This window comes from Ignatzschineria sp. RMDPL8A, from assembly GCF_029815055.1.
Classification (GTDB): domain Bacteria; phylum Pseudomonadota; class Gammaproteobacteria; order Cardiobacteriales; family Wohlfahrtiimonadaceae; genus CALZBJ01.
In genome coordinates this window covers 1,167,492-1,180,618 of record NZ_JAPPWA010000002.1, presented here as the reverse complement: position 1 = coordinate 1,180,618, position 13,127 = coordinate 1,167,492, and the positions used below count along the sequence as shown (strand labels likewise).

10 protein-coding genes are annotated in these 13,127 nt (G+C 45.6%); 6 read left to right on the top strand and 4 right to left on the bottom strand.

Going from position 1 to position 13,127, the window contains the following annotated elements; all coding sequences use genetic code 11:
* Positions 1-60: 60 nt before the first annotated feature.
* The 5 genes from serS to rsgA all read left to right on the top strand — a co-directional run bounded on the left by serS (position 61) and on the right by rsgA (position 4,487).
* A complete protein-coding gene (gene serS, locus OXI21_RS06905) occupies positions 61-1,329 on the top strand; it encodes a serine--tRNA ligase (RefSeq protein WP_279618826.1) in 1,269 nt (422 codons plus the stop codon).
* 23 nt (positions 1,330-1,352) lie between these two features.
* Entirely contained in the window at positions 1,353-1,604 is a 252-nt protein-coding gene (locus tag OXI21_RS06900; RefSeq protein WP_279618825.1) for a YfhL family 4Fe-4S dicluster ferredoxin, read from the top strand.
* Positions 1,605-1,925: 321 nt separating this feature from the next.
* The gene (gene tyrS / locus OXI21_RS06895) at positions 1,926-3,131 is read left to right on the top strand and encodes a tyrosine--tRNA ligase (RefSeq protein WP_279618824.1); all 1,206 of its coding nucleotides are present in this window, start codon (positions 1,926-1,928) and stop codon (positions 3,129-3,131) included.
* Positions 3,132-3,164: 33 nt separating this feature from the next.
* Entirely contained in the window at positions 3,165-3,488 is a 324-nt protein-coding gene (gene fdxA, locus OXI21_RS06890; protein WP_279618823.1) for a ferredoxin FdxA, read from the top strand.
* 42 nt (positions 3,489-3,530) lie between these two features.
* Entirely contained in the window at positions 3,531-4,487 is a 957-nt protein-coding gene (gene rsgA / locus OXI21_RS06885) for a ribosome small subunit-dependent GTPase A (protein WP_279618822.1), read from the top strand.
* Between the two features lie 168 nt (positions 4,488-4,655).
* Here the strand turns inward: rsgA and OXI21_RS06880 are convergent, their stop codons facing one another.
* The 4 genes from OXI21_RS06880 to OXI21_RS06865 form a co-directional block, all read right to left on the bottom strand.
* On the bottom strand, positions 4,656-6,083 hold the full coding sequence (locus tag OXI21_RS06880; RefSeq protein WP_279618821.1) for a DASS family sodium-coupled anion symporter: 1,428 nt from the start codon (positions 6,081-6,083) through the stop codon (positions 4,656-4,658).
* Positions 6,084-6,632: 549 nt separating this feature from the next.
* The gene (locus OXI21_RS06875) at positions 6,633-7,406 is read right to left on the bottom strand and encodes a M48 family metallopeptidase (protein WP_279618820.1); all 774 of its coding nucleotides are present in this window, start codon (positions 7,404-7,406) and stop codon (positions 6,633-6,635) included.
* A 62-nt stretch (positions 7,407-7,468) separates the two neighbouring features.
* Entirely contained in the window at positions 7,469-8,089 is a 621-nt protein-coding gene (locus OXI21_RS06870; protein ID WP_279618819.1) for an IMPACT family protein, read from the bottom strand.
* A gap of 189 nt (positions 8,090-8,278) precedes the next feature.
* Positions 8,279-9,481, bottom strand: a complete 1,203-nt coding sequence (locus OXI21_RS06865) for a PLP-dependent aminotransferase family protein (protein WP_279618818.1) — start codon at positions 9,479-9,481, stop codon at positions 8,279-8,281.
* A gap of 143 nt (positions 9,482-9,624) precedes the next feature.
* Here OXI21_RS06865 and recC point away from each other — a divergent pair, with 143 nt between their 5' ends.
* Positions 9,625-13,098 carry an exodeoxyribonuclease V subunit gamma gene (recC, locus tag OXI21_RS06860; protein ID WP_279618817.1) on the top strand — a complete coding sequence of 1,158 codons (3,474 nt, stop codon included), beginning with the start codon at positions 9,625-9,627 and terminating at the stop codon, positions 13,096-13,098.
* The last annotated feature ends 29 nt before the right edge of the window (positions 13,099-13,127 follow it).

Below are 13,127 nucleotides of genomic sequence, written 5' to 3'. Positions count from 1 at the left end.
TACGCAAATTTCGTATATAATGAAACATTAATTTTTCTAGTGTCAATGAGGGTTATAAACGTGATTGATCCGCGATTATTCAGGGATGAGATAGATTTAGTTGTTAGCGAATTAGCAAAACGAGGTGAAAGCGTTAACAAAGAGGAATATCTTCAGCTTGAGAGTGAACGTCGCTCACTGCAAATGGAAGTTGAATCTCTCCAAAGCAAACGCAATAGCAGTGCAAAATCGATCGGGAAAGCAAAAGCCCAAGGCGATGATATTGAGCCATTACTCGCAGCGGTTGCGGATCTTGGTGAAAAACTTGAAGCGTCAAAAACCAAACTTGACGAAGTTCAAGCAAAACTCAACGCCATTCATTTGTCACTACCGAATCTTCCTCACGCATCGGTTCCCGTTGGAAAAGATGAATCGGAAAACCGTGAAGAGAAACGCTGGGGGACTCCGCGCGAATTTAGCTTTACGCCCAAAGATCATGTGGATCTGTGTGAAAAGCGTGGCCTAAACTTTAAAGCATCGGCAAAACTCACCGGTTCACGCTTTGTGGTGATGGAAGATAAAATTGCCAAACTTCATCGCGCGCTCGCGCAATTTATGCTCAACACACATACCACCGAACATGGTTATGTTGAGATGAATGTACCGGTGATCGTCAATGAAGAGAGCCTCTACGGAACGGCTCAATTGCCTAAATTTAGCGAAGATCTTTTCAAGCTCACCGATGAGCGCAATTACTATCTGATTCCCACATCAGAAGTCCCGCTCACCAATCTTGGGCGCGATGAGATCTTTAATGAAGAGGAACTTCCCCTTCAAGTGACCGCGCACAGTATGTGTTTCCGCTCAGAGGCGGGAAGCTACGGTCGCGATACCCGCGGCATGATTCGCCAACATCAATTTGAAAAGGTTGAACTCGTTCACTTTGTGAAACCTGACGATTCATTTGATGCCCTTGAGCGTCTTGTGCGTCACGCTGAAATTATTTTAGAAAAACTCGAGCTCCCTTACCGCCGCATGACCCTTTGCACCGGCGACATGGGTTTCTCAGCAGCGAAAACATATGATTTAGAAGTATGGTTACCCGGTCAAGAGACCTACCGCGAAATTTCATCATGTTCAAACTGTACTGATTTCCAAGCGCGCCGACTCAAAGCCCGTTATAAAAACAGAGAGACCAACAAAAATGAGCTCATCCATACGCTCAATGGCTCTGGCTTAGCGGTGGGCCGCACATTAGTGGCGGTCATTGAAAACTATCAAGAGGAAGATGGCTCGATCCGCGTCCCTGAAGTATTAAAACCCTACATGGGCAATCTTGATTTTATTTAACTGTTGTTAAGGAGATATTTGCAATGGCTTTAATGATTACTGATGAGTGCATTAACTGCGACGTATGTGAACCTGAGTGCCCGAATGAGGCGATCTCAATGGGTCCTGAAATTTATGAAATCGACCCAAACAAATGTACCGAGTGTATCGGTCACTTTGATACTCCACAATGCGTTGAAGTATGCCCGGTTGAATGTATTCCTAAAAACCCAGATCACGTCGAAACTGAAGACGAGCTCATGGTTAAATTTGAGAAGTTACAAGCAGCAAAATAGTGCCCTTGCGGGATAATGCCTCGCATCGATGCTCAATGAGCCGCACCCGATACTGCGAGCGCGATCGCCAGCTAATAAACGATTTCGCGCATGCGCTAAGGGTGCACGCATCACCATCGAATCAAGCAGATAGAGCACTCAATGGATCAATATCCCATTAGATCGCGCTGATATTCATTAACCCTTTGCACGATTGATCGGATATGGATTTATTGATAATTAAACCAATCAATAATGGATGATGGCAGATGAAAATCTGCCTCACTTTTTTTAATTTTGATACAAAATAACGCTCATAGCACAAGTTAATTTGGAGAAAAAATGGCTAGCATAGAAGAGAGTTTAAAGTTAATTGAGCGCGGAGTTGATGAGATTATCTCCGTGGATATGCTTACGGAAAAACTCAAAGAGAACAGACAATTACGGATTAAAGTTGGATTTGACCCCACTGCCCCGGACCTTCACCTTGGGCATACTGTCGTGATCAACAAAATGCGCCATTTCCAAGATCTTGGCCATGAAGTAAACTTCCTGATCGGCGACTTTACCGGAATGATCGGCGACCCCTCTGGAAAAGATGTCACCCGTAAACCGTTAACGCGCGAACAGGTACTTGAAAACGCCAAAACCTATCAAGAGCAGATCTTTAAAGTGCTCGATCCTGAGCTCACAAAAGTGGTCTTTAACTCAGAATGGTTGACGGATTTAGGGTCAGCAGGGCTTATTCAATTAGCGTCACATTACACCGTTGCGCGCATGCTTGAGCGTGATGACTTTGAAAAACGCTACAAATCCCAGCAACCGATTGCGGTGCACGAATTTATCTATCCGCTTCTTCAAGGATATGACTCAGTACATCTTAAAACCGACGTTGAAATGGGCGGAACCGACCAACGCTTTAACGTCTTAATGGGCCGTGATTTACAGCGCGCCTATGGCATTGAAAAGCCACAATGTGCGATCACAATGCCACTTCTTGTGGGCTTAGATGGCGTTAATAAAATGTCTAAATCCCTTGGTAACTATGTGGGCGTTGACGAAGCGCCGGACAGCATGTTCGGTAAATTGATGTCGATCTCAGATGAACTCATGTGGAACTATTTTGAGCTGTTAAGCTTCCGTCCTATGAGCGAAATCGAGCAGCTTAAAGCCGACGTTAAAGCGGGTAAAAACCCACGCGACGTAAAATTTGAGCTCTGCCTTGAGATCATCGAACGCTACCACAGCAAACAAGCGGCAACCGAAGCACACGAAAACTTCATCAACCGTTTCCAAAAAGGAAACCTTCCTGAAAATATTGAAGAGGTGACCGTACAAGCCGATGAAACCGGTTCAATCGGAATTTCAGCAGCGATGCGTGAAGCGGGACTTGTTGCGTCAAATTCTGAAGGTAACCGTATGATTCAAAGCGGCGCAGTGCGCATCAATCAAGAGCGTATTGAAGACCGTTCGATCACGTTAGCGCGCGGTACCAGCGTTATTATCCAAGTGGGTAAACGCCGTATTGCTCAAGTGACCGTTAAATAGTTCACACAAAACGCATTCAAAAAAGGAGAGAGGATGACCTTTGTTGTAACGGATAACTGCATTCAATGTAAATACACCGATTGCGTCGAAGTCTGCCCCGTTGATTGTTTTCACGAAGGGCCGAACTTTTTAGTAATCAATCCTGAAGAGTGTATCGATTGCACCCTATGCGAGCCTGAGTGCCCGGCTGGTGCGATCTTATCAGAAGAAGATCTCTCAGATGAGCAGATGATTTTTCTTGATCTCAATGCAGAGCTAAGCCAATCGTGGCCGGTATTATCCGAGAAGAAAGATCCTCTCCCCGATGCGGAAAAATGGGACGGTGTTCCCAATAAACTGCCGCATCTTGAGCGTTAAATCCCCCTCATCCTTTATCGATTCTAAGGAGACCATGCCCAGATGGGACGTAAACTCACAAAGCAACAACAACGCATTTTAGAGGAACGCCGCCAGGAGCAGCTCGCGTCCGATTGCGAGCATCAATATAAAGGGCGCATCATCTCCCAGCATGGCGCGCACGTCACCTTAGAAGATGAGGCCGGAAATCTTCATAAAGCCAGTTTTCGTCAAAGTCTCGGCGCCATTGTGTGCGGGGACTTTGTCTATTATCAGTTTGAACAAGAGGAGCCGGTGGTTACCACTCGCCTTCCTCGCACCAACATCTTTTCACGCCTCGGATTTGGAGGAAAAGAGAAGATTTTAGCTGCCAATTTAGATCAGATCTTTATTGTGCTTGCGCCTGAACCTGAGCCAAGTCCTTCTTTGATTGACCGCTATCTCATCGCAACGCACTATCTTGGCATTCAAACCCATCTACTGGTGAATAAATTTGATCTGATCGAGAATCCCGATCAGTGGGACTTTTTGGACGATTATCGCGGGCTTAATCTCTCGCTCTATCAAACCTCGATCCACGATCCTGAATCCATCGCCATACTAAGAGAGGGATTAAGCCAGAAAACCTCCATCTTTGTGGGGCAATCGGGCGTAGGAAAATCCTCACTCACCAATAAATTAATCCCCGAGCTTAATCTACAGACGCAAAAGATTAATGAGTCCACGGGACTTGGCAATCACACCACATCGAGCACCACGCTCTATCATCTACCCAAAGAGAATACCTTTTTAATCGATTCTCCGGGCGTACGCAGCTTTAATATTGAGCATCTGCCGGTCTCAGCAATTGATGATGGCTTTCCTGAAATTGCGCCGCTAACACGCCAATGTAAATTTAGTAATTGTCGCCATCTGCAAGACCCGCATTGCGCCGTCAAAGATGCGCTCGAACGAGGCGATATTACCGAGCGCCGTGTAGAGAGCTATATGCAGATCCTAGCGAGCTTAAAAGAGGCTTAAATCGCCCTACGGCTCTTTCTTAAATATCTCATAAGATATCCCAAACATAAAAGCCCAGAGATGCGATCTAACTGATCCCTCTGGGCTTTTTATTCGAGGCAATAAAAAAGCAGACACTCATAACATAACAATATGAGGTCTGCTTATTTTGTCAGTTTTAACGATCGATTACGCTAAAAACTGTAGTAGGAATGCACCGTAGCCCGTTAAGATTAAGATACAGAGAAGGTTTAATACGCCCCCTGCTTTCATCATATCGCGCTGTTTTAAGTGTCCTGTACCAAACACAATGGCGTTCGGCGGCGTTGCGATCGGGAGCATAAACGCACACGATGCACCAAGACCAATCATCAATACTAACGCTTCAGGTGGCATATTCATCTCAATGGCGATCGAGGCAAATACAGGCACTAAAAGCGCTGCCGATGCGGTATTACTGGTAAATTCCGTTAATACGATAATAAACGCAACTACGATGAAAATCACCAGAAGTTTCGGTGAACCGCCAAAGATATCTGCAACGGTTTGACCTAAAATCTTCGATGCGCCTGATTCTCCTAATACTGCCGATAAGGTTAATCCACCACCAAAGAGGAAAAGAACGCCCCAATCGGTGCTATCTGAAATTTGTTTCCATGACGCTAGGCCTAAGAATGCCACCGCAATCGCACATGCTACCGCTACAAAAGTATCGGGCGAGGTGATGCCGAAAATATCTTTAATCCAGCCCCCTGCAATCCATGCTCCCGCCGTTACAACGAATACAATCGCCGCTAAAACACGCGCGCTCGTCCATGGAATTTGCTCATCGGTGATCTCAACTTTATAGTTAAGACGCGGTTTAAAGACGAAATAGAGAACAGCAAACATTACCGGCATCAATAAAATCATCATCGGTAAACCGACTTTAAACCAATCGTTAAAGCTATAACCTAACTCTTTTGCCGCAATGGCGTTTGGTGGAGAACCGACGAGCGTTCCAAGCCCACCGATACTCGCTGAATAGGCAATCCCTAAGAGGATAAAGATAAAGGTACCGCGGTCTTTAGAGAAATCAAGATTACTCATGATTCCAAGGGCAAGCGGAAGCATCATCGCCGCCGTTGCCGTATTACTAATCCACATAGAAAGCACCGCTGTCACAAGGAAAAGCGAAGTCACAGTAACCCCTAAATGCCCGCCTGAAATCTTAATCATAAAGAGCGCAATTTTGCGGTCAAGGCGTTGTACATGAAGCGCTGTCGCGAGCGCAAATCCTCCAAAGAAGAGGAAAATAATCGGATCTGCAAACCGAGATAATGCAACCTTGGTGGTAAATCCATCCCCACTAAATAATACCACTGCTGCCACCGGTACAATGAGCGCCGTAATCGTGACGTGAACCACTTCCGTCAACCAAAGCGCTCCGATAAATACAAGCAGAATAAGCCCTTTCTTCTCTTTTGTAGGATACGAATCAGGCAAAACATAATGGTAAATCGCAAAGCAAATCGCAATGATTACGAGCGTCGAAATAACGCCACGCAATGCACCGCTCGGTGATACTTCACCCTGGTTATCGGTCACTTGCTCTTTTTGTGCTTCAACCGCAGCCATAATGAACTCCCTTTCTAAAAGTAGTTATAATTATTCAAATAATGAACGAACGGAAATCCCTTATTCATTCAACAAAAGTAGTCAGTTATAAGGGATTTTTAACTTTAATGCAACGATCAAAAATTACCCACATCACAAATATCGTTCCATGTTATTGGCCACAGTAGGCTTCTTCGTCCCATTTTTTCTATAGCTATCATCAGACTATCAGAGTGAGAAACGACTTTCAAAACTCTTCACAGCTCAATTCGAATTATCTGCAATGGCTCAGAATTGGATAATATTTACTCGATCGACACCTATCAATCCCGCTTAATCCTGTAAAATCATCACATTAATGAATCCTAAAACAAAAATAGAGCATCAATTTATCGGGTTACTCCCTTAAATCGACACTCTATTTTATTGACTCAAAACAGATTCAAACTCTTTTTGTTTGCAATAAATCCTATATTTGCTCAACTTTTATAGATTTGTGTGCATTCGCTTCATCGTTCAGAGTCTTTAATTTTATCTATTAATCTTTTCTATATTTAAATGACACTCATCTTAACGAAACTTCGATAATTGAGCTTCAAGCGATGAAATCCGTTTGGTGCTCGCCGGATGCGTTGAGAGGAAATCCACATTGGAACTGCCGCTCAGTTGCGCCATCTTCTTCCAGAGCGTGACCGCCGCTTCCGGATTATAACCAGCATTGGCCATCAGCTCTAGACCAATCAAGTCCGCCTCTGTTTCCATCTTGCGTGAAAATGGGAGTGAGAATGCTACTTGCCCTGCCTGTTGGATCAAATCTTCCGCCCCTTGATCTAAGCCCACAATGGCGGCGATCAGAGTAATTCCAGTACTTTTTGCCATCTCTTGGGAGACCTTTTCACGGCTATGCTCGCGCAGAACATGCGCCATCTCATGACCAATAATTGCGGCAAGCTCATCATCGGTCAGTTTTAACTGATCAATAATACCGGTATAGACCACCATTTTCCCGCCGGGCATGGCAAAGGCGTTCACATCATCGCTTTTAATGACGTTAATTTCCCAGTCATATTTAAGCGCATCGCTTCTAAATTTCGTGGTATGCGGTAAGAGACGATTGAAAATACGATTGACCCGCTTTGCTTGCGCCGATTGATCAAGTTTACGCTCCTGCTTTGATGCGGTAATCAGCTGCGCATACCCTTCTGCCGCCGATTGATTGACCGCTGCTTCCGGCACCATGGTAAATTGCGCGCGATTCACACCGACTAATCCGCCCGATGTCGTACTTGCACACCCCGCCAGCACCAATCCCGCCAATAGCGTGGCGATGATCCCCTTTTTCATAGCTCTCTCCTACTCTTAACTCATTTAAATATTCGCAATGGCTTGATTATCACATATTCCAGCTAGCCATTGAGCAATTCTTTTTCCGATAAAATCTCCACACTCGGGAGTGCCTCGAGCCTGCCGAAAAGCGCCTCATAATCTCGCGCCCGAACGCTCAATTCCACAAGGCAGATATCGGTAAATTCTTCGCGAACCTTGTTAAATTCAAGCCCATGCAGCGCCTGATTAACCTCATTGGTTGCATCGTAGCCATAACGAAAGATCAGCGGCTTGCCAATAATTTTGGTCACGATTTTCGCATTTTCGATCGCTTTTGCCGCCCCTTCTTGATAGGCTGAGACAAGCCCGCCGGTGCCAAGTTTAATCCCGCCAAAATAGCGCACCACAAGCACAATAATATTGGTTAATTCATGGGAATTGATCTGCCCTAAGATCGGTCTTCCTGCCGTGCCGGACGGCTCTCCATCATCATTGGCGCGATAATTATCATAGGATTCCCCAAGCATATAGGCCCAGCAGACATGGCGTGAATCGTTGTACTCTTTGCGATAATGCTCCACAAGCTCAAGCGCCGCCGCTTCAGAATCCACAAAATGGGCAAAACTGATAAATCGGCTTCGCTGCTCCACAAATTCCGCTTCCGCCATGCCTGCAATTGTCTTATAGGTATCTTTTATCACGCTCTGCCTTCCTCATTTCATCAAACGCCCATTAAAAAGCTCTTACCCCTTTAGTTACAAGGCGTAAGAGCTTCTTATTATAACGGCTTAATCTAAAAACGGCATGATGAATCCTTTATCAAAGTTTATCAAGACTCACCGATGCAACTTTTCCTATTTTAGATTGGTTTCAGCCGAGTTGATTTCGGTTTATGCGTATTTTGCAATCGCATTGGCAAGGCGTTTCGCCGCTTCATCAGCACCCGCCGCATCGATCGTTGCAAAGGATAAGCGAAGCGTTGAATCATCGGGATCGTTCACATAAAACGCCGCTCCAGGAACAAACACAACGCCTTCATCAATGGCGATTTTAAGAAGTTTTGTGGCGCTCATACCATTTTTAAGTTTTGCCCAGAGGAACATCCCGCCTACCGGTTTATTATAGGTAATGTGCTCGCCTAAATGCGTATCAAGCGCTTTCATCAACGCGCCGCAACGCTCGCCATAGGCTTTAGAAATCGCCGGAATACGATCATCCAAACGGCCACTCTCTAGATACGCCGATACGATCAATTGCGATAAAACCGGCGTATGCAGATCCACCGATTGTTTTACCAACACGATTTTCTCGCGAGTTTTCGGCGCGGCAATAATAAATCCAAGACGAAGGCCGGGGACTAAAATTTTCGAGAATGAAGAGAGATAGACCACATTCTCCTCGCCCTTACCTTCTGCTTGCGCGATTTTGTAGAGTGATGGAACACGCTCGCCCTCAAACCGGATTTCGCCGTACGGGTCATCTTCTAAAATTACGAAATTATACTCGATCGCAAGCGCTAAAAGACGTTTACGATTGGCCTCACTCATCGTTGAACCCGATGGATTTGCAAAGGTGGGCACGATATAGAGCGCCTTCACATTTTTCGCCGTTTGCAAGGTTTTCTCAAGGGCGTCAAGATCGAGTCCTTCGTCCGACCCTTCTACATCCACCACGTTCGCTCCAACCATTTTAAAGACCTGGATCGCCGCTAAATAGGTGGGTTTTTCAACTAAAATTGTATCGCCTTCATTTAAAAAGGTACGCGCAACGAGGTCGAGTCCTTGCTGAGAACCGCTTGTCACCACAACGTGATCGGCATCGGTTTTGATACCGCGTTTTTTCACAAGTTCTGCAATGCCTGAACGAAGCTCAGGCTCCCCGTCGGTGACGCTATATTGATAGGCTGCTACGCCTGACGCTGTCGCGACTTTGAGCGCTTCATTAATGCCCTCTAGGTCAAACATATCTGCCGCGGGAATCCCCCCTGCGAGCGAGATAATGTGTGGCATTTTACTAAATGCCAGAAGCTCACGAACGATTGAGCTTTGAGTCCCTACAACACGATCAGCAAAAAGCGCGTCTAAACCTTCCATTTTATTTCCTTACATTTTATTCATATCGTTATACTATTAAGGATTACCACACAAAATCGAGCCCGGCATCAGTGCCCAAAACTCGGCTTTGGTATAATCGCTTTTACTCTTTATTGTGTTCCATTGCGCCAAATAGGTGATCTATGAGTCTTACCGTCTACCATTCCAATCATCTTGATATCTTAAAATCGATCGTCGGACATATTATGATGAACGATCCGCTTGAGAGTCCTTTTGAGAAAGAATACCTCTTAATCCAGAACTTTGGGATGGCAAAATGGTTGCAGACTGAGATCGCCTCTGAACTTGGAATTTTGACGCAATGTGAGTTTTTGCTTCCGTCTAAAATGCTCAGTAATCTCTGTGACGAACTTCTCGAAAACAGCGAACATTTCCGTCAGAATCTCTCTCAAGATAAACTATTTTGGCCGTTAGTGTCCATTATTTTTAATATTGATCAAAATGATCCCGATTTCGATGCAATTTCCAGTTATATTCGCTGTGACGATCCCACACTTCGCTTAAAAAAATCGGTCTCACTCGCAAAAGAGATCTCCGCTGTATTTGATAAATATATTGTCTATCGTCCCGATTGGATTGCCGCGTGGGATCGAGGTGAAACGGTGGATGAACTGCCCCCTCTCCATGCCATTTGGCAACAAAAGCTCTGGCGTGAGGTGATGCGTTTTCTCAATTATCCGACCCACTTTGGAAACATTAAACCGCTCCTTGAAGCGCGCCTTGATGATCCTATCTATATGGAGCCGCTTAAAACAAAGCTCCCTAAACGCCTCTTTATTATTGGACTTACCTCGCTACCGCCGCTCTTTTTAGACCTTTTAATGTGCTTTAAAGAGTATATCGATATCCATCTCTTTTTTAATAATCCGTCGCAATTTTATTGGGGCGATGTAACGAAGTATTACACCGAGCTGTCGCTTGGGCGTGAAAATTTCTTCGATGAGAGCGTCAACGACGATATTCTCTCCCCGTTTACCCCAGAAGAGCCCGATGAACATTGGCAAGAGTTTGCCGGCCATCCGCTCCTTGCCTCCCTTGGGAAAGTCGGGCGCGATCATCTTAAAATCTTGCAACAATATCCTGAACAGCGTGAGATTGAAGCCTTTAGTGAGCCCGAGCCCTCATCGCTCCTGCATCATCTGCAATATACGATTTTCAATCTACTGCCGCCTCACGAAACCGATAAATGGACCTTTGATCTGAGCGATCGCTCCCTTGAAATTCACACCGCCTATAGTCCGCTCCGTGAAATTGAGGCGCTCTACGATCAACTCCTTCATCTATTTAATCAAGACCCGACACTTAAACCGAGTGAAATTGTGGTAATGACGCCAGATATCGAAAAATACGCGCCACTCATTGAGGCCGTATTTGGTGAAGGGATGGCCAATCGCCATAACGCAATTCCCTACTCCATCTCCGACATTAGCCTTCGCCATAGTGAACCGCTACTCGATGGATTTTTAACGCTGCTCACCCTACCGACGCTCACCTTTAAAACTAGCGAAATTTTACCGCTGCTTAAACTGCCCGAGGTGATGGAAAAATATGGCTTTACCGAACGGGATTTTGATCTTATTAGTTATTGGATTGAAGAGGCGTTTATTCGCTTTGGCATTGATCATCACCACCTTGAAACCCTCGGATTTGGCGATGATCCACGCCACACTTGGCTCTGGGGCTTAAAACGGATGCTCCTTGGCTACGCAACCCACGATGAGACGCTCATTCACGGGCATCTTCCCTATCTCGATATTAAGGGAATGGACGCGCTGCTCCTTGGGAAGCTCACCGCCTTTATTGATCACCTCATTAAATGGCGTGAAGCGCTGGAAGCGCCCCGTCCGCTCATTGAGTGGCAGACGATTATTGCCCCGCTCTGGAATGATTTTTTCGCCGATCCTGATCCGCAACAAAGTGGCAGTAGCGACCAAAAACTCACCTTTATCTTAAATGCGTGGAATGACATTATTGAGGCCGGCATTAAAAGTGGTATTGAGGAAACCTTTGAGATTGAGACCCTCCGCAGGCTTCTCGAAGAGCGATTAATTGATGAAAAACCGATTCAAAACTTTATCCAAGGGAAGGTGACCTTCTGCTCCTTTGTGCCGATGCGCGCGATCCCCTTTAAAGTGGTGGCGATGATTGGGCTCAACCAGGAAGATTTCCCGAAATCGACGCTCTATCACGATTTTGATCTTATTCAATTTAAGCCCTATCCCGGCGACCGGACGCGCCACAGCGATGACCGCTATCTCTTTTTGGAAGCGATGATGTCGGCCTCGGAAAAGCTCTATTTAAGCTACATCGGCCACTCCATCCAAGACAATAGCGAGCGTCTGCCCTCGCTTTTAATTGATGATCTTTTTAATTATCTCAAAGCGGTGACCATTTTGCCGGAAGGAAAAACCCTCGATGAACTGCTCATTACCCATCACCCGATGGCACCTTATAATCCCGAGCTCTACCAAGAAGGCGCGCGCAATCAAAGTTTCCAAGATCGTTGGATCCAGCATGCGGAGCGCTCATTTTTAACGCCGACGGAATTTCCGCCCTATGATTTTGAACATTTAACGCTTGGGGAACTTATTCACTTTTACCAAGATCCCACCGCGCATTTTGCGCAAAAACGCCTAGAACTTCGCTCATTGCGTGAACGTTCTATTTTGCCAAGCGATGATGAAAACTTCACCGCGCCAACGGGATTAACCCGCTATCTCTATCGCCGAGAAGTGCTCGACCGCCTTCTTGCTGCGCCTTTTGACGATATTGAGCTAAAGGAATATGCCTACGGCGAGCTGAAACACTATTATCATCATAAGGGCTATCTGCCAAAATATGCCTTTGAAGATTTTGCGTGGAACGAGCTGATTGCGCCCCTTTTAGAGCTTGCGCTCACCATCAAAAAGAGCACCAATCCCATCATCACCGAAAAAGAGATGCGCTATCAATTAACGCCGCCCTCACCGATGATCTCAATGCGGGAAGCGCGCGAAAAACTCCATCCCGATACTCTCCCGAAACCCTCTGAGATTACGCTTTTACTGCCGCTTCCAGAACTTAATCAAAAGCGGGAGATTTTATGGGACGTCGGTGAAATGAGTCTAAAGCGTTCAATCCGCGCCTACTTTTATCACCTTGCTCAATCGCTTTTTGAGCCCGATTGCATGACAACGATCTACACTTTAAGCCGCAATCAGGTGAAATCCCATTCGCTAATGCCCCTAGAGCTTCCCCATGAGACGCTTGAGCATTTTATTGAGGGCTATTATCTTGGCATGAGCTCGCCAATTCCAAGCCTTTCGCCCACCGCAAAGGACCTTGAGCGTATCAAAAATATTTATCTCCTACTTGATGAGAATCAGCTCACTGATTTTAAAGCGATTAATCCTCTCACAAAAGATGATATAACAGACCTATTCAGTCAACATCCGACGCTCTTTGAAGCGTTTCGCCTGCTGAAAAATCTTTTTAGCTACGAAGGACTTGAGCGCAGACTCTATTCCGATGATGATCCACGGGCGCTACTGCGCTACATTCTCTTCTATCAGCACTACATGATTCCAATTGAAGAGGCGATTAACGAAGATAAATAAAGACACTGACTGTCAATAAATCCATCAAT

What these genes read in the sequence shown, in the direction of transcription:
- OXI21_RS06900 (WP_279618825.1), top strand. Translation starts at nt 1,353, where the DNA reads ATGGCTTTAATGATTACTGATGAGTGCATTAACTGCGACGTATGTGAA.
- tyrS (WP_279618824.1), top strand. Translation starts at nt 1,926, where the DNA reads ATGGCTAGCATAGAAGAGAGTTTAAAGTTAATTGAGCGCGGAGTTGAT.
- fdxA (WP_279618823.1), top strand. Translation starts at nt 3,165, where the DNA reads ATGACCTTTGTTGTAACGGATAACTGCATTCAATGTAAATACACCGAT.
- rsgA (WP_279618822.1), top strand. Translation starts at nt 3,531, where the DNA reads ATGGGACGTAAACTCACAAAGCAACAACAACGCATTTTAGAGGAACGC.
- OXI21_RS06880 (WP_279618821.1), bottom strand. Translation starts at nt 6,083, where the DNA reads ATGGCTGCGGTTGAAGCACAAAAAGAGCAAGTGACCGATAACCAGGGT.
- OXI21_RS06875 (WP_279618820.1), bottom strand. Translation starts at nt 7,406, where the DNA reads ATGAAAAAGGGGATCATCGCCACGCTATTGGCGGGATTGGTGCTGGCG.
- OXI21_RS06865 (WP_279618818.1), bottom strand. Translation starts at nt 9,481, where the DNA reads ATGGAAGGTTTAGACGCGCTTTTTGCTGATCGTGTTGTAGGGACTCAA.
- recC (WP_279618817.1), top strand. Translation starts at nt 9,625, where the DNA reads ATGAGTCTTACCGTCTACCATTCCAATCATCTTGATATCTTAAAATCG.